The sequence below is a fragment of the Pseudomonas sp. CFBP13509 genome, from assembly GCF_005233485.1.
Lineage (GTDB): Bacteria > Pseudomonadota > Gammaproteobacteria > Pseudomonadales > Pseudomonadaceae > Aquipseudomonas > Aquipseudomonas marginalis.
In genome coordinates, this window is record NZ_QGAA01000005.1 from 226,564 (window position 1) to 242,310 (window position 15,747).

At 58.7% G+C, this 15,747-nt stretch carries 12 protein-coding genes and 2 pseudogenes; 6 read left to right on the forward strand and 8 right to left on the reverse strand.

Annotation, left to right across the window (positions count from 1 at the left end; translation table 11 throughout):
* Positions 1 to 70: 70 nt before the first annotated feature.
* Positions 71 to 2,509 carry a Lon protease family protein gene (locus PspCFBP13509_RS10860; RefSeq protein ID WP_065925342.1) on the forward strand — a complete coding sequence of 813 codons (2,439 nt, stop codon included), beginning with the start codon at positions 71 to 73 and terminating at the stop codon, positions 2,507 to 2,509.
* Between the two features lie 298 nt (positions 2,510 to 2,807).
* Positions 2,808 to 3,125 (forward strand): PA4575 family protein, encoded by a 318-nt coding sequence (locus tag PspCFBP13509_RS10865; RefSeq protein WP_027605329.1) that lies wholly within the window; start codon positions 2,808 to 2,810, stop codon positions 3,123 to 3,125.
* Positions 3,126 to 3,131: 6 nt separating this feature from the next.
* Here PspCFBP13509_RS10865 and PspCFBP13509_RS10870 read toward each other — a convergent pair whose 3' ends face one another.
* Positions 3,132 to 4,955 carry a hypothetical protein gene (locus tag PspCFBP13509_RS10870; RefSeq protein ID WP_137212018.1) on the reverse strand — a complete coding sequence of 608 codons (1,824 nt, stop codon included), beginning with the start codon at positions 4,953 to 4,955 and terminating at the stop codon, positions 3,132 to 3,134.
* Positions 4,956 to 5,119: 164 nt separating this feature from the next.
* Between PspCFBP13509_RS10870 and PspCFBP13509_RS10875 the strand changes: the two genes are divergently transcribed.
* A complete protein-coding gene (locus PspCFBP13509_RS10875; protein WP_017253710.1) occupies positions 5,120 to 5,608 on the forward strand; it encodes a TIGR00645 family protein in 489 nt (162 codons plus the stop codon).
* Positions 5,609 to 5,623: 15 nt separating this feature from the next.
* On the opposite strand, the gene PspCFBP13509_RS10880 is transcribed toward PspCFBP13509_RS10875, so the two are convergent.
* From PspCFBP13509_RS10880 to PspCFBP13509_RS10905, 7 genes and pseudogenes are all read right to left on the reverse strand, one after another.
* The gene (locus PspCFBP13509_RS10880; protein WP_065925341.1) at positions 5,624 to 7,063 is read right to left on the reverse strand and encodes an ArnT family glycosyltransferase; all 1,440 of its coding nucleotides are present in this window, start codon (positions 7,061 to 7,063) and stop codon (positions 5,624 to 5,626) included.
* Between the two features lie 149 nt (positions 7,064 to 7,212).
* Positions 7,213 to 8,118, reverse strand: coding sequence for a methyl-accepting chemotaxis protein (locus PspCFBP13509_RS32135; protein WP_370737667.1), 906 nt, complete (start codon positions 8,116 to 8,118; stop codon positions 7,213 to 7,215).
* A pseudogene (locus PspCFBP13509_RS32140) lies at positions 8,113 to 9,375 on the reverse strand (PDC sensor domain-containing protein); the annotation flags it as partial. The pseudogene PspCFBP13509_RS32140 and the gene PspCFBP13509_RS32135, both read right to left, overlap by 6 nt.
* Positions 9,376 to 9,506: 131 nt before the next feature.
* Positions 9,507 to 10,622 carry an HD-GYP domain-containing protein gene (locus tag PspCFBP13509_RS10890; protein WP_137212020.1) on the reverse strand — a complete coding sequence of 372 codons (1,116 nt, stop codon included), beginning with the start codon at positions 10,620 to 10,622 and terminating at the stop codon, positions 9,507 to 9,509.
* A 75-nt stretch (positions 10,623 to 10,697) separates the two neighbouring features.
* Positions 10,698 to 11,630, reverse strand: a complete 933-nt coding sequence (locus PspCFBP13509_RS10895) for a chemotaxis protein CheV (protein WP_137212021.1) — start codon at positions 11,628 to 11,630, stop codon at positions 10,698 to 10,700.
* A 336-nt stretch (positions 11,631 to 11,966) separates the two neighbouring features.
* Positions 11,967 to 12,203 (reverse strand): annotated as a pseudogene (locus tag PspCFBP13509_RS10900) (DUF6124 family protein); the annotation flags it as partial.
* A gap of 30 nt (positions 12,204 to 12,233) precedes the next feature.
* Positions 12,234 to 13,109 carry a WYL domain-containing protein gene (locus PspCFBP13509_RS10905; protein WP_074847693.1) on the reverse strand — a complete coding sequence of 292 codons (876 nt, stop codon included), beginning with the start codon at positions 13,107 to 13,109 and terminating at the stop codon, positions 12,234 to 12,236.
* A 119-nt stretch (positions 13,110 to 13,228) separates the two neighbouring features.
* Between PspCFBP13509_RS10905 and PspCFBP13509_RS10910 the strand changes: the two genes are divergently transcribed.
* From PspCFBP13509_RS10910 to PspCFBP13509_RS10920, 3 genes are all read left to right on the forward strand, one after another.
* Entirely contained in the window at positions 13,229 to 13,486 is a 258-nt protein-coding gene (locus tag PspCFBP13509_RS10910; protein WP_074847692.1) for a hypothetical protein, read from the forward strand.
* A gap of 228 nt (positions 13,487 to 13,714) precedes the next feature.
* Complete coding sequence (locus PspCFBP13509_RS10915; protein ID WP_074847691.1) at positions 13,715 to 14,524, forward strand: ubiquinol-cytochrome C chaperone family protein; 810 nt, start codon at positions 13,715 to 13,717, stop codon at positions 14,522 to 14,524.
* A 28-nt stretch (positions 14,525 to 14,552) separates the two neighbouring features.
* Entirely contained in the window at positions 14,553 to 15,701 is a 1,149-nt protein-coding gene (locus PspCFBP13509_RS10920) for a hypothetical protein (RefSeq protein ID WP_074847690.1), read from the forward strand.
* The last annotated feature ends 46 nt before the right edge of the window (positions 15,702 to 15,747 follow it).

The window sequence follows — 15,747 nt, forward strand, 5'->3', positions numbered from 1 at the left end:
GCGCCTTGCCAGAGCGCGCAACAGGGAGCCAGAATGCCGTCATCTGCCCCGCCTGATGTAAGGAAGCCCGATGCCTGATCCTGTTGCTGCCAGCTTGCGTCTAGCGCCCGAAGCGCTGACTCGCCCTTTCTCCGCTGAACAGTTCAGCTTCTCGACCACCAATGATTTGGAGCCCTTTCGCGGTGTGCTTGGCCAGGAACGTGCGGTTGAAGCGTTGCAGTTCGGCGTGGCCATGCCGCGCCCCGGTTACAACGTATTTGTCATGGGCGAGCCGGGTACCGGCCGCTTTTCGTTCGTCAAACGCTACCTGAAAGCCGAGGGCAAGCGCCTGCAGACCCCGGCGGACTGGGTCTATGTGAATAATTTTGACGAGCCTCGCGAACCCCGCGCCCTGGAATTGCCAGGCGGCGGTGCGGCGGCGTTCATTGCCGATATCAATGGCCTGGTCGACAACCTCGTCGCGACCTTCCCGGCGGTGTTCGAACACCCGACTTATCAACAGCGCAAGAGTGCCATCGACCGCGCTTTCAACCAGCGCTATGACAAGGCCCTGGACGTGATCGAGCGCCTGGCCCTGGAAAAGGACGTGGCGCTGTACCGCGACAGTTCCAACATCGCCTTCACCCCGATGCTCGACGGCAAGGCGCTGGATGAGGCCGAGTTCTCCCAGCTGCCGGAAGTGGATCGCGAGCGTTTCCACACGGATATTTCCGAGCTGGAAGAACGCCTCAACGAGGAGTTGGCCAGCCTGCCCCAGTGGAAGCGCGAGTCCAATAACCAACTGCGTCAGTTCAACGAAGAAACCATCACCCTGGCCTTGCAGCCTTTGCTCGCACCGCTGTCGGAAAAGTACGCGGAGAACGCCGGTGTCTGCGGTTACCTGCAGGCCATGCAGGTGTACCTGCTGAAAACCGTGGTCGAGCAACTGGTGGACGACGCCAAGACCGACGCCCAGGCCCGCAAGCTGCTCGAAGAGCAATACTGCCCGAGCCTGGTGGTGGGCCATCCGGTCAACGGTGGCGCGCCGGTGGTGTTTGAACCGCACCCGACCTACGACAACCTGTTCGGCCGTATCGAATACAGCACCGACCAGGGCGCGCTGTACACCACCTATCGCCAGTTGCGCCCGGGCGCTTTGCACCGTGCCAACGGCGGGTTCCTGATTCTTGAAGCCGAGAAGATGCTCAGCGAGCCGTTTGTGTGGGACGCCCTCAAGCGTTCCTTGCAGTCGCGCAAGCTGAAGATGGAATCGCCCCTGGGCGAACTGGGCCGCCTGGCCACCGTGACCCTTAACCCGCAGATGATCCCATTGCAGGTCAAGGTCATCATCATCGGTTCGCGCCAGTTGTATTACGCGCTGCAGGACGCCGATCCGGACTTCCAGGAGATGTTCCGGGTGCTGGTGGATTTCGACGAAGACATCCCGATGGTGGACGAGAGCCTGGAGCAGTTCGCCCAGTTGCTCAAGACCCGCACTTCGGAAGAAGGCATGGCGCCGCTGACTTCGGACGCGGTGGCGCGGCTGGCCACCTACAGCGCACGGCTGGCGGAGCACCAGGGCCGTTTGTCGGCGCGTATTGGGGATTTGTTCCAGCTGGTCAGCGAAGCGGACTTTATCCGGCACCTGGCGGGCGATGAGATGACCGATGCCGGCCATATCGAGCGCGCGCTGAAGGCCAAGGCCACGCGCACCGGGCGTGTGTCGGCGCGGATTCTCGACGATATGCTCGCCGGGGTGATCCTGATCGACACCGCCGGCGCGGCGGTCGGCAAGTGCAACGGGCTGACGGTGCTGGAGGTCGGCGACTCGGCGTTCGGTGTGCCGGCGCGGATTTCCGCCACGGTGTACCCGGGCGGCAGCGGAATCGTCGACATCGAGCGTGAAGTTAACCTCGGGCAGCCGATTCACTCCAAAGGCGTGATGATTCTCACCGGTTACCTGGGCAGCCGCTATGCCCAGGAATTTCCGCTGGCGATCTCGGCGAGTATCGCGCTGGAACAGTCCTACGGTTACGTGGACGGTGACAGCGCGTCCCTGGGCGAGGCCTGCACGTTGATCTCGGCCTTGTCGAAGACGCCGCTCAAGCAGTGCTTTGCGATCACCGGTTCGATCAACCAGTTTGGTGAGGTGCAGGCCGTGGGCGGGGTCAACGAGAAGATCGAAGGCTTCTTCCGCCTGTGCGAAGCCCGCGGTCTGACCGGCGAGCAAGGGGCGATCATTCCCCAGGCCAACGTGGCCACGTTGATGCTGGATGAGAAGGTGTTGCAGGCCGTGCGCGCCGGGCAATTCCACATCTATGCGGTGCGGCAGGCCGACGAGGCATTGAGCCTTCTGGTGGGCGAGGATGCCGGTGAGCCGGACGCCGAGGGGCAGTTCCCGGAAGGCACGGTCAATGCCCGCGTGGTCGAGCGCTTGCGCGCGATTGCCGAGATGATCAGCGAGGAAGACCTGAAGGAAGCGGAGAAGGAGCTGGCGCAGCAGGCGCTGGCCGAAGCCAAGCCCACCTGAGTTCTGAGGCCAGGCCGGATCAAACATGTGGGAGGGGGCTTGCTCCCGATTGCGATAGGTCAGTCATGTAGATGTCGACTGGCACACTGCATCGGGAGCAAGCCCCCTCCCACATTTGGATCTGGTTGCGTCACTAAATTGACGTCCTTCTGAGGGGCCAACGCCCGTTGGTCCCTACAGCCTTGGTTTGTCGTGTTTTTATTCTATTCTGAGCGTAGGGATATCCACAGGAGTCGCTGGATAGAAACAGCCTCGCCATAGGTTGAGGCTGAACACCGATCTACCGAGGGTCGCCGCCATGCCGCGCAACCTTTGCCTTACCCGCCAGTGCTTCGGCCTGGTTACCCGAATCGAATGTTCCGTTCGCCCGCTCGCGGGGGATAACGGGATGTGGACCTTGTTGTTTGCCGCCGGAATGACGGGTGAGCAGCCTTCCACAATCAAGTCCCAGGGCCCGTTTCATGGGCCCTTCGTGGCAGAAAGCATGCTGCAATCGATCGTCGACAGCCTGACCCTGCACGGCTATGAGCTGGCGGGTGACCCGCAGATCTGGTGCCTGCACATGCAGGCCCATCTGCGGCAGCTCAATGGCAGCCATGAGCAACTGGCGCTGTAGGCGCGGTTATTTGCTCTCGGGTTTGTCCAGCTTGACCTCAAAGCCGTATTGCACGGTACTCAGGTCGGTGCGCTGGTAGCTTTCCAGTGCCGTCGGCTGGCCGTAGAAGTAATGCACGTCAAACAAGGCCGTGCCGTATTCCTCGGCGCGATGGCTGACGCCGAGGATTTCCTTGAGGTAGTTGCCGCTGGCGTCCTTGGCATAGAAGCGCCAGCTGTCGGCCGGGAACTCCTTTTGGTCGACGATCAGTGCGTTGTCTTTGAGCGACAACCCCTTGGGCAGCTTGGCCGCATCGATGTCGCCTTTCTCGATAGTCGCCAGGAACAGCGGGATCGAACCCACCACAAACGCCGGGTTTTCCGGGAACAGGTTGAGGTCGTAGGTGAGGGTGCCGCGGGCCGGGTTCAATTCATACGCCTCGGTCGGCAATTCGATGGGCTCGCCGCGTTCACCTTTCTCATCGGCAGTGAAGAACGTCACCGGTGATTCGCTGCTGTTGCGCTCGCTGCCCACCAAGTCGTCATTGAAGGTGAATGGGTGGTCGAACACGATATGGGCGGCGCTGGCGTCTTCGACGGACTGGCTGATGGTGACGCTGTTCTTCAGTTGTTCCTCGGTCAACGAGGCGTCCTTGAGCCAGCTGGCGGCGCCGTCGTCGTACACGGTGACCGGCATGGGCAAGGCTTGTACGGTTTTTTCCAGGCTGTTCTTGTCGAAGCGCAGGACCGGCAGGTCGAGGTCCTTGCGGGTGACCGTGGCCGTGGAGAAATCCAGCACATTGATCTGCAGGGTGTCGATCAGGCCATTGAAATAGACCTTGGCGTAATGGCTGCTCTGCTTGTGTTCGAAGGCTTTCTGCTCATCGACCAGTTGCTTTTCAAACCCATCGGACCAGGCCTTCTGTTTTTGCATCTCGGCCAACTGCTTCTGGTAGAACTCGACTTGCGCGCTGCTTTCGTTGATCGAACCCGAGCGTGTGAGGAATTGCCCGGTGCTGTCCCGCGCCTGTACCAGCAAGGGGTTAGGCGATTCGTCACCCACTTCGGTGGCCAGTGGTTGGCTGTTGGTCAGTTCGATTTCGGCGTAGTTCTTTTCCAGGAGCAGCAGGTTGACGGTGATATTGCCTTCGGTGCGTTTGTGGCCCACGTCCTTTTTCGACAAGTCGAAGGTCAGCACTTTGCCCGGTGCGATCACTTCCACTGCGCCTTTGAGGCGAACGGGTTGCGGCTGGCTTTTGTTTTCCGTCTCGATGCCATCGATAAACGGGTAGGTGACCGTCAGGTCATCCGGGTTGGTCAGGTTGGAGCTGCTGGGGCTCAACTGGATACCGGGATCGGTTTCGGACCATTCCGGCTGGAACGGCACGACCTTGTTGTTGCTCAAGGTGACGGACTGCCATTCCAGGCCGTGGGGGAAGGGGAACTGGTCCGGCACATTGAAGTTGAATGGGAAGACCGGCTGCAGATCGGTCAGGTAGTCGGAATGTGAGGCTTTGCGCAGTACGAACAAGCCATTGATGTAGGTGTCCACCAGCCCTTGCGGCGTGGGGTAGTGCTTGAGCAGCGCGAGGGTGTCCTCGCCGTATTCGGCCTCGATGGGCTTGGTGGCGAGCTTGACCCGCGCCCGTTCCAGCAGCAGCAGCGAGCCGCCGAGGTCGGCAATGGCGTCGCGCAGTTTCGGATCCTGGATGCTGTCGAGGGACTGCTCGAACTTCGCGGTTTTCTCTTCGAGGGTGGCCTGTTTCTGCTCATCGCTTGGGGAACAGCCGCCGGCCAGCAACAAGGCGGCGCACAGGCCAACGCTGGCCAAAGGGGATCGCACATCCATCATCTGAGTTTTTTCCTGTCCGACGTCATCGAGCCGAGTTATTGGGCTCGACACTAGCAGAAAAATTCTCTTACAGATGCCGCCCAGGTCAGTTTTCTCGTGGTTACAGGTGTCTTATAGCGGCTGGTATACTCGCCGCCATTTCTAGCCATGCTGTGTGAGATCCAATGGAACGCTTTATCGAAAATGCTATGTACGCCTCGCGCTGGCTGCTGGCGCCTATCTATTTCGGCCTGTCCCTCGGGTTGCTGGCGCTGGCGTTGAAATTCTTCCAGGAAGTGATTCACCTGCTGCCGAGCGTGTTCTCGATGGCCGAGTCCGAGCTGATCCTGGTGCTGCTGTCGTTGATCGACATGGCCCTGGTCGGCGGCTTGCTGGTGATGGTGATGATTTCCGGCTACGAGAACTTTGTCTCGCAGCTGGACATCGATGAAAACAAGGAAAAGCTCAACTGGCTGGGCACCATGGACTCTTCGTCGCTGAAGATGAAAGTGGCGGCCTCCATCGTGGCGATTTCCTCCATCCACTTGTTGCGCATCTTCATGGACGCCAAGAACGTCGATCCGCAACACCTGATGTGGTACGTGATCATTCACATGACCTTCGTGATCTCGGCGTTCGCCATGGGTTACCTGGACAAGGTCACCAAGCACTGATGCCCCGCGCTGGCCTTACTGCTCGATGAAGTAGTAGGGCTGGCGGTTGATGGCCATCTCCTTGATCACCGTGACCTTGGTGGTCAAGTCGTTGGTATGGTCCAGCAGCGCAACGTTGCCGGGCTGGGCCGCAAGGTAGCTGTGCAGTTCGGGTTCCGTCTGCAGGATCCTCAGGTAACTCTTCATATAGAACACGCCGGCCCCCGCGATCCGCTCGTTGGGCTGGAACAGCGCGACTTCCTTGCCTTGCGCCTGCAGTGCCTGGACCTGACTGATCACCGGTACGAATGACTGGCGCGCGTCAGCTTTTGGCGCGAACCAGAATGCGGTCACCAGATAGCAGGCGATGAGCAGGCTGAAGACGCCGCCGATCACATGCCGGTGGTAGCGGTACAGCGCCGGCTTGTGGTCCTTGAGCCATTCCAGCAACACCCGGGCGTATTCGGCGGCCAGTACGGCGGCGGCCGGTGTCAGGGCCATCAAGTAAACCGTGCGCTTGCTTGAGGCCAGCGTCAGCAGGGTGAACTGCGCCACCAGCCATACGCTGAAAAACAGGCGGTAGCGGTTACGCACCAGGCTTTTCCGGAAGTGCCACAGGCCCAGGTACACCAGGATGTTCCACGGCAGGAAGGCCTCGGGCAGCTTGGCGATGTAGTAGTAGAACGGCTCGTAATGCCCGGCCTCTACGAACGAGCCGCTGAAGCGCCCGACGCTGTTGGTCCACAGTACTTCGCCCACGGCCTGCATCCCGCCGCGCTGGAACAGGAAGCACAACCAGATCACCAGCGGCACCAATGCCAACAGGGTGAACAGCGCCGGCTTGAGCCAGTCGGCGAGGCGCAGGCGCTTGTCCATCAGGCTGGTGCTGGCCAGGTACACGAAAATCACGATGCCCGGCATCGCCAGGCCCAGTACGCCTTTGCTCAAGGTGGCGATCACCATGCCGGCGGTAAACAGCGCCCAGGCCCAGGTCGTCGAGCCTTGGCGCTCGGACTCAGGCCGCATCGCCTGGTAGAACGCCAGCAGCGCGGTGGTCACGCCGAGGCTGAGCAGTGAGTCTTCCCCCACGCCACGCACATTGCTCCAGTAGCTGGCCATGGTCGCCAGGATCAGCGCCGCACTGAGGGCCAATGTTTTCGGGCGCCCGAACCGGCGCAGCATGGCATAGAACAGCATCACGCTGAACAGACCGGCAAATGCCGAGGCCAGGCGGACCGCCCCAGGCGTGCCGCCGAACAGGCGAATCGCTCCGGCGTCCAGCCACAGGCTCAGGGGCGGTTTTTCCAGGAAGGGTTCACGAAACAGTTGCGGCACGACCCAGTCATTGTCCAGGTGCATGGCCATGGCGATCCCCGCGACACGGGCCTCGGTGGAGCCTTGCAGTTCGTGGTTACCCAGGGCAAAGAAGAACAACAGAGCAGCAAGCAGGAGCAGCAGGGGAGCGGGGCGCGTCATGGAGTCTGGCTACCGAGGCAGAAGGCCGTTCGGGGGAACGGCTCGCAATCGGTGAGTATAGGGAGGCGATTCTTAATATTTCATGAATGGGAGTGGGTTTATATCGCTGGGCCAGGAGGTTGATGTTCCCCCTGGCTTCGCGTGAGGCATTACGAGGCTTTGACTTTGAAGCGGCTCAGGCCCTGTTGCATGGAACTGGCCCGTTCCGACAGGTTCTTGGCCGCCACCGCGCATTGTTGGGAGTTGACCTGATTCTGCTGGGTGACTTCGTCGATCTGCTCCAGGCCGATGCTCGCCTGCTGCAGGCCGGAAGCCTGTTCACTGGAGGCTTGGTAGATCAACGACACCAGGCTGGACACCGTGCTGGTGCCGGTAACGATATTTCTCAACGAGTCGGCTGTGCGGCCGGCGATGATCATGCCGCGCTGGGTCTTGGTCGAGGAATCTGCAATCAGCGCGGCCGTTTGCTGGGCGGCTTCGGCGCTGCGGGCGGCGAGGCTCCTGACCTCATCGGCGACCACTGCAAAGCCACGGCCCAGTTCGCCGGCACGGGCGGCCTCGATGGCCGCGTTCAGCGCCAGCAGATTGGTTTGAGCGGCGATGTTGTCGATGGTGGTGATAATGGCCGTGATGTCTTTGCCCGAGTTGTCGATCTCCGCCATGGCGGCGATCAATTCACTCATCAACTTGTCACTTTCCCCGGCGTCGGCGCGGGAAGCCTGGGATTGCTCGTCGGCCTTTTTCGCATTGGCGGCGTTGTCGGTGGTTTGCGCTGCCATCTGGGTCATCACCGCACTGATTTCAGTGATGGACGAGGCAGAATTGGACGCGCCGTCGGACAGCGACTGGCTCAACTCGGTGACCTGCGCGGAACTGCCGGTGATTTGCGTGGCGCTGGCCTGCACCTGGGAAATCAAGGTGTTCAGGTTGCCGACCATTTTTTCCAACGACTTGCCTAGGGTGTCATTGGGCGAGGACAGGCGCACTTCCAGATCCAGGTCCCCTTCGGAAATTCGCTCGGCCACGCGCACCTGGCGTTGCAGGCTTTCCGACATATCGTTCAAGGCAAAGGACAACTGGCCCACTTCATCTTCAGATTTTTGCACCAGCCGACGCGAGAAATCACCCAGGCTGATGTTGGCGGCCAGGGCGGCGGCTTCACGAATCGGACCGACGATTTTCGCCGTGGCGAACCACAGCGCCAGCAATGCCAGCAAGGAGATACCCACGCCGACCGAGACCTGCCAGATGCTGCTCTTGACGCCGCGTGACTGCAGTTCCTGCTCCAGGGCAATGGCCTGGCTCATGACCACCGCCTTGGGCAGATGGATCACGATCGCCCAGGGCTTGCCGGTGCGGCCCAGGTTGATCGGCATCTGCACTTCGATTTCCTGGGAATCCGGGTTGAACCGGCTGTCTCCCTGACCCTTCTGTACATTGCTCAACACGTTCTCCCAAGAGCCGGGCAACAACGCTTTCAATGACTGGCCAATGAGTTCCGGGCGTTTACTGTCGGCCACCACCAACCCTTGATTGCTCAGGATCGACACGGAGCCTTTGCCGCCATACAGGTCGGCGGACATTTGCTCGCTGAGTTTCTGGATAAACGAAATGTCGAAGTCTGCACCGACCACGCCGTAGAACTTGCCATTGGCGGTGATAGGTACCGACAGCGTGGTCAACCACACATTTTTGCCTTGCACCACGTAGGGAAGTGGGTCCAGCACGCTTTCTTTCTGGGTGTCCCGCGGGCCGGAATACCAGCCGCCCTTCAGCACACCATTGGGGTGGCGGGCATCGGAATCGTACTCAACCAGCGGTTGCACGGCGATATGGCCGTCTGAACTGCGTGTCCAGTAAGGCGTGAAGCGGCCCGTCAACGGGTTGTTACCGCCTTCATTGATACGAAAGGCTTGGTCCTGGCCGTCCAGCGCGTCCGGCTCCCAGCATGAATACGTGCCGTTGAAGTCGGGGTTGTCCTTGAGCACGCTGAGCAGCATCGTATTGATCTGCTCGCGGCCCAGGCTCAGCGGGCTCTGGGCACTTTTACTCGCTCTCAGGGTATTGGCCAATGTGCGTGCCGAGTCCAAGGCGTTCTGCAGTTTTGCCTGGATGGCATTGGCACGCGACTCAGCCAGGTTTTGCACTTCGCGGATGGTGGCGCTTTCAATCAGGGTTGAAACTTCAGCACCCACAAAAGCCTGGTTGGCATTCGAGGAATACAGGCCATATAACACCAGGCTCGCGCAAGAGATAAACAGGCAGAGCCCGGCGGTGAAACAGATTCGAGTCTGCAATGAGTTGAATTTCATGATGTTTCCTGCCCATGCTAATAGTTGCCAACATCATCGAATGTCGACATTCCGGTACTTTCTTGGCGCAAGGCATAGTGTTCTATCATTGGCTGCTTAGGCATATGCATGCGGTACAGCGCTGAGTTTGCTTAATGCTCTTTTGGCATCTCTTCATCGAGCCATAAATGCTCGGTGTTTTTAAAACCGTAACGCTGGGGCGGTACTCTCGCGACAATTCGATCGGATTGTGCGGGATCACTCAGGTCTATTATTTTCGGCGTTACATAGATATTTAGAACGGGCAGGAAAAACACTTTGATTTTTGGCATCAATAAAGAGCCGGGATGTTGCTCTATGACGACACCGATACTGCCACTTTTCAATTGAACAATAGAACCGACCGGGTAAATACCCACGGACTTCAAAAATGCACGAAATACTTCGTCATCAAAGTGTCCGTCCCATGTGGACATTTGCTGGATGGCGACGGCGGGGTCCCAGCCCTGGTTGTAGGAACGGTCCGAGGTGATTGCATCGTAGACATCGCATACCGCAGCCATCCGGGCCACCAGGCTGATCTGGTCACCCGCCAATTGATGGGGGTAGCCGCTACCGTCGAACTTTTCGTGGTGATGCAGGCACACATCCACGACCATTTCGCACATCTGCGAGGCCGCCAGCAGGGTTTTCTCCCCCTCCCGTGGATGGGTGCGCACCAACTGCAATTCGTCACTGCTCAACCGGCCAGGCTTGTTGAGGATGGCACCTGGTATGGCCATTTTGCCGATGTCGTGCAGCAACCCGGCCATCCCGACCCGACGAATCAGTGCGGAGGACAGGCCCAATTGATTGCCCAGGGCAATCATCAACGCACACACGGCGACCGAATGCATGTAGGTGTAGTCGTCGATGCTTTTAAGGCGTGCCAGGCTGATAAAGGCGTTGGGATGGCGGGCGATCGAGCTCGAAATGTCGTCCACCAGTGCACTGACGTCTTCAAGCTCCAGGGCCCGGCCCATGCGGGCATGGCCGAACATTTCGACAACGGCGGTCTTGGCGCGGCTACAGATTTCCTGTGCGGCGACCAACTCGTCTTGCATGGATCTGGGGACGACGGGAACGGCTGGCGCAGCTGTCGGGGCCTGGGTGGCAGGCTGGGTGCCGCAGCCCAGGGCGCACGGCCCCTCTGAGGGTGCACCGTCCCGCCAGAAGGGCTTTGCCTCGCCGTCAGGCGCCTGCAGATTGAGTTCATTGCACTTCAACATGGTATGCCCTCTGTTGATGTTCTTCTTATACGTGTCTCATCAGCCTCCCTGGCTTGAGCAGTGTTGTCTTACCTTTCAGATCGGGCTCGCGGCCTTGATACGCGCGACTACGCGGCCTGCCAGGTCATCCGGGCGAAACTTCGCCAGGAAGTCATCGGCCCCGACTTTCTTGACCATGGCCTGGTTGAAACCGCCCGACAGGGAGGTGTGCAGTACGATATGCAACTTGGCCATGCGCGGGTCGCCGCGGATTTCGGCGGTCAGGGTGTAACCGTCCATTTCCGGCATTTCGATGTCTGAAATCATCATCAGGAACTCCTCGTGCGGGTTGCGCCCCTCCTCGAGCATGGCCCGAAGGTAATCCAGCGCCTGGCGCCCATCGTTCAAGGCGACCACCTCGACGCCTACCGTCTCCAGGCAGCGGGTCACCTGTTTACGCGCCACCATCGAGTCGTCCACGGTCAGCACACGCAGATGCCTGGCCTGTTGGGTGACGGCTTCATCCACCACGCCGACGGATATTTCCTCGGACGAGGGCGAGATTTCCGTCAGCACCTTTTCCACGTCGATGATTTCGACCAGACGATCATCGGCACGGGTAACGGCCGTCAGGTAATTGTTGTCGCCGCTGCCCTTGGGGGGCGGATGAATGTCTTCCCAGTTCAAATTGACGATGTGTTCAACCGCATACACCAGAAAACCCTGAACGCGGTTGTTGTACTCCGTAAGTATAATAAAGGCGCTTTCTTTATCCGTGATCCCGGGCAGCCCCGTTGCCATCGCGAGGTCTAGAATGGGAATGCAAGCGCCGCGTATATTGGCAACGCCACAAATGTTGTTATTAGACTTTGGTAGTAGAGATAACTTGGGGCAGCGGATAACTTCCCGAACTTTAAAGACGTTGATTCCGTACAGCTGTTGGTCGTTGAAGCGGAATAGCAATAATTCCAGCCTGTTCTGGCCGACCAGTTGTGTACGGCTGTTAACGGATGCCATTACACCTGCCATACACACCCCTTGATTCTGGTTGGAACAGCGTTGATGTTGTAATGACACTAGCATATGTAAGGGAATGTAAAATATATGTGAAGGAGAAATAATTTTCGGGTTTATCGTTAAAGCGATGGCGGCGCGGATGATCAACTATTCAGGTGGGTGTTTGAAAATAGTTAGTTGGCTAACTTGCTAGTTTGAGTGTTGAGAATGATTAAGATTGGAAACCTGTTTGCTGGTGCTCGAAGCACTCGATGCGGTCGGCCACGCTGATCGGCTTCTATGACTCGGCGTATTACGGTGAATGACAATAAAATGGCCGAGACGCTGAAAGCGCCTCGGCCATTTTTGTTACTGGAATGTTTGCGCGTCCTGGGTGGGTACCAGCACTCGCTCGACCAACAGTTCACCCAGTACGATCAATTGTTGGGTGGCCAGTAGTTTGTGACGGTTGGCGCCTTCGAGCTCGAAGGCCAGGTCGGTGGTCATGGCGTTGAGTGAGGCGAGGGTTTCGCTGGCCTGGATCAGCAGGGTTTCGGGGGAGATGTCCTGGGCAAGGGTGAAGAGGGGGGCTGAGGGGGGATTGGGGGCTCAGGGCGTCAATCTGTGAACGCACATTCAATCATGCATGAGCCACGGCCGTAGCTCCTTGATATTGCTGACTACGATCTGCTGGGCCTCCGGGTTGGTCGCCTGGTTTCTCGGGTCGACCTGATAGCGGCGCAATACATACTTCACCAGTGCTTTGCGGCTGGCGACCACCAGTTGCCCATCCGTCATGCCGAAGTCGGTTTCGATGATTGCCTGCTGCGCGGCGTTTAAGCGGCCATCGGGGGTAAAGATGATCGGTACTTCGGTATTCCAGTCCTCGTCCAGCTCCCGGGTGTTCTGTGACGCGTCAAGCAGGTCGGGCTCACCTCGCAGGCGACTCAACACAAAATCCCGGTACTGGCGGTTCTTCTCGCAATAGGCGCGTACATGCCAGCGCATGCCGGTGTACACCAGGGTGTGCGGGGCAATCAGGCGGATTTCCACGTTTGGGGTGTTGAGCGAAACGTACTCGGTTTCCAGGCGCAAACCGTCGCGACAGGCCGCGAGCAATGGGCGCAGGACTTCGGGCCGAATGGGCCGGTCCGGCACTTCGAGCACCTTGGTATGCGCATAGGCCAGGGCGAGCCCGTCGATGTGCGGCGCCCGTTCGTTGTTCTGGTAAAGCAGGTGCAGGTAGGCGCTGGCGCTGTCATCGATGAACAGCGGTTTGAACTGTTTGCTGGGTACGTAGCCTTTGCGCTGCTTGTCATATGTCAAGTTTCGGGGCGCATGTTCGTTTATGTAGGTGTTGATGTCCTTGGAGGCTTGCTGGCGGCTGATGCCGAAGCTCTGGATCAAGTGGCCCGTGGTCAGCCGGCCTTCCCACCAGGCGACTGTCTCGATCAAGCGATAGCGAAGTGCCAGATCCCAGCGCACTTGTTCGATGGATTGCTTGCGTTTCATACCCGCTCCATGTGTGTGAATACTTTACCTGTATAAGTCTACATTCTAGACCTGTCGTGAATCACTACATATCGTTTGTCTGTCAGCGGCATTTATCGAAGACAGGAAAGGACGTAAACATGAGTATGTCGGAAGTGGTTTCGACGGGGGCACTGGTGGCGATGGGAGTCATCCTGCTGGTGCTGATACAGCACTGTTTGAAGTTGAGCGAGCTTTGGAAAATGGTTGCCCATTATCAGAAGGATTTGCGTTGGGCACAGATCTGGGAAGTGGAAAACCGCGAGCTGCGGTCGGCGTTGCGGGCGGAGCGAGAGCATGTCGCGCAGTTGCAGCGAAAGCTGGAATTGCTGCAAGCGCTGATTCCGGTCACAGAATAGTTCGCGGCATTATTATCAGGAGAACCTATCCATACCGATAAAACCCAGGCCCTTCACGTTTGTCTGCGCAATCTGGGTTTCCAGCAATCCTCATAGTGGTCATGTAGAGGTCGTATACCGTTATGCGTGCGTGGCCGTGGGCTAAAGTTTTCCCACGCGCTGCGGATAAGCTAGGGATAAATCGGCCGCTGATTGCGGCTTGCATGAACGGACTCCAGGGGATGGTTGATGGAAAGCGAGATTGATATCAATGGGGACAGTGATCTGCTGCAGATGCTTATCGATGCAGATCCAGTCGATGTAATCGTGCTGGTCGATTTCCTGACCGACTCTGGCAAGGGGCGGCTGGCGATGGCCAGCGAGGTACGCGAAGCGCTGGAGTCGGCAAAGAAGAAGAACAAGTTCTCCAGGGGTGTGTTGCTCCTGCTGATTCGCGAGCTGCAACATTTTGGCGGTAATAGCTTCGTCAACCTGTTCCGCCGCAACGGTGTTCCCTATGCCGAGATCGTCGCCGATGTGCTCAGTCATGTGGGCGGTACTGGCGGCAAGAATGAACCGGTTGCGAGCATGGAGCTCAAGGTGTTGGAGAAGCTGCTGTCCGATGCCTGGGAGAAAATGTCGGCGCAGGAACAGGCCGACTTTTCCAAGGGCTTTCAAAATGAAACGGGCCCCTTGGGCGTTTCATACGCTGCTATTCAGGCCGCGATACGGCGCGGTGGCCCTGCTGCCATACAGGCCGCTCTTCTGGCCACCGGCGCGTTTGCACGGTTGGCAATGGGTGGTGCGTTGGCCGCCGGCACCACCTTGGTAGCGGGTCGTGCTGCGGGGCTGGCCTTCGGTCCGATTGGCGTAGCGTTGTCGGGTATTGCCGGCGCTCAAACACTGACGAGTCAGGCCTATCGAGTGACGGTGCCTTGTGTTGTGCAGATCGCCTACATTCGGCAAAAAAGCGCGTTGGTCACTTGCCCGTCCTGTGAGGTTCCCACCCCTAAAACCAGTAAATTCTGCAGCGAATGCGGGGCAGGCCTGGCGCAATGAACCCTCTCATTTGAATCTGGAGCCTGTCATGGAAAACAACCTCACGCAGCCAAACACTGGAGGCAACGACCTGCCAACCTGGTTGATCGGTAAGTCCGCCGAAAAGCCGTTGATGAGCGTTACGTTGGCCGCGCAGCAGGTCATTCCCGCCGGCGTTGAAAAGGTTGATGCGGCCCGTTTGGGCATCGATCGTTTGGGTCCATTGCTGCAAACACTCCCCAATCTGATTGTCGCGAACGATGTTGCCCAGTCTCGATACATGCAAGTGGTGATCGACGGTCCTCTCGCGGCGGCTGCGGATGGCAACGGCTTCCGAGCCTTCTCGAGACAAGGCGGAGATATCAAGGAACATGCGAGATTGTTTGAGCCTGAAAAGCTTCAGCAACTGGTCAGTTCTGCGGCAATGTTCCAGATCGCGTCCGCCGTGGTGGCTCAAAAGCACCTGGCCGACATTAGCGCCAAGTTGAGTGAGATTCAGGCGGGCGTCGAGGGTATCTCGACGTTCTTGGTCGAGGGACGCAAGTCCATTGTCAAAGGCGCTTTGAATTACCTGACGCAGGTTGCACCGCTGGTTCTGGCCGGTGAGTTGAGCCCGGCGATCAGGCAGAAGCTGGAAGACATCGAGTTGGACCTGGGCTCGATCCACAATCAGTTGGAAGGCGAACTGGTCACACTGGCCAAGGAAGCGGCGGAGCACAAAGCGCCCGGCATGTTTGAAACCACGGCTGGATTGACTGCTGCATTGAAAGTGATGCAGAGCAAATCAGACGCCCGCGCAGAAGAGTGGAAACTGTGTATGGGAACCCGGTTAGCGGCGTGCCGACTGCTGGCCTCATTTCCTGGCGAAAGCGCTCTGGTTCAGCGACGTCAAACGACGCTGAGCCGTGTGACGAGTCAGTTTCTGGGAGAGAACGGGCACTTGTCTGGCTTCAAAGACGCCGTAGAGACGCGGGCGAAAAATCTCTCCTCTTACCTGGATTCTCAATCCACGATCCAGGCGAATCGCCTGTCGTTAAGAGAGTGGGAGGAGGAGACGCTACCGTTGTTTATGGCGGGCGCAATCAGCGAGATCGGGCAGATGCAGCAATTGCTGGTTGAACAGCAATCGCCGGTCGTGTTGACGGTAGAGATGCGGGGCAATGAGTTTATCGGCGCCTACCAGGCCCGCACCGCTTAGCTTTCCTGATCAGCGGTGTGCCGCGTCGCCAACAGAGAGTGTCTGT

What these genes read in the sequence shown, in the direction of transcription:
- PspCFBP13509_RS10860 (WP_065925342.1), top strand. Translation starts at nt 71, where the DNA reads ATGCCTGATCCTGTTGCTGCCAGCTTGCGTCTAGCGCCCGAAGCGCTG.
- PspCFBP13509_RS10865 (WP_027605329.1), top strand. Translation starts at nt 2,808, where the DNA reads ATGCCGCGCAACCTTTGCCTTACCCGCCAGTGCTTCGGCCTGGTTACC.
- PspCFBP13509_RS10870 (WP_137212018.1), bottom strand. Translation starts at nt 4,955, where the DNA reads ATGATGGATGTGCGATCCCCTTTGGCCAGCGTTGGCCTGTGCGCCGCC.
- PspCFBP13509_RS10875 (WP_017253710.1), top strand. Translation starts at nt 5,120, where the DNA reads ATGGAACGCTTTATCGAAAATGCTATGTACGCCTCGCGCTGGCTGCTG.
- PspCFBP13509_RS10880 (WP_065925341.1), bottom strand. Translation starts at nt 7,063, where the DNA reads ATGACGCGCCCCGCTCCCCTGCTGCTCCTGCTTGCTGCTCTGTTGTTC.
- PspCFBP13509_RS32135 (WP_370737667.1), bottom strand. Translation starts at nt 8,118, where the DNA reads ATGTCGGAAAGCCTGCAACGCCAGGTGCGCGTGGCCGAGCGAATTTCC.
- PspCFBP13509_RS10890 (WP_137212020.1), bottom strand. Translation starts at nt 10,622, where the DNA reads ATGTTGAAGTGCAATGAACTCAATCTGCAGGCGCCTGACGGCGAGGCA.
- PspCFBP13509_RS10895 (WP_137212021.1), bottom strand. Translation starts at nt 11,630, where the DNA reads ATGGCAGGTGTAATGGCATCCGTTAACAGCCGTACACAACTGGTCGGC.
- PspCFBP13509_RS10905 (WP_074847693.1), bottom strand. Translation starts at nt 13,109, where the DNA reads ATGAAACGCAAGCAATCCATCGAACAAGTGCGCTGGGATCTGGCACTT.
- PspCFBP13509_RS10910 (WP_074847692.1), top strand. Translation starts at nt 13,229, where the DNA reads ATGAGTATGTCGGAAGTGGTTTCGACGGGGGCACTGGTGGCGATGGGA.
- PspCFBP13509_RS10915 (WP_074847691.1), top strand. Translation starts at nt 13,715, where the DNA reads ATGGAAAGCGAGATTGATATCAATGGGGACAGTGATCTGCTGCAGATG.
- PspCFBP13509_RS10920 (WP_074847690.1), top strand. Translation starts at nt 14,553, where the DNA reads ATGGAAAACAACCTCACGCAGCCAAACACTGGAGGCAACGACCTGCCA.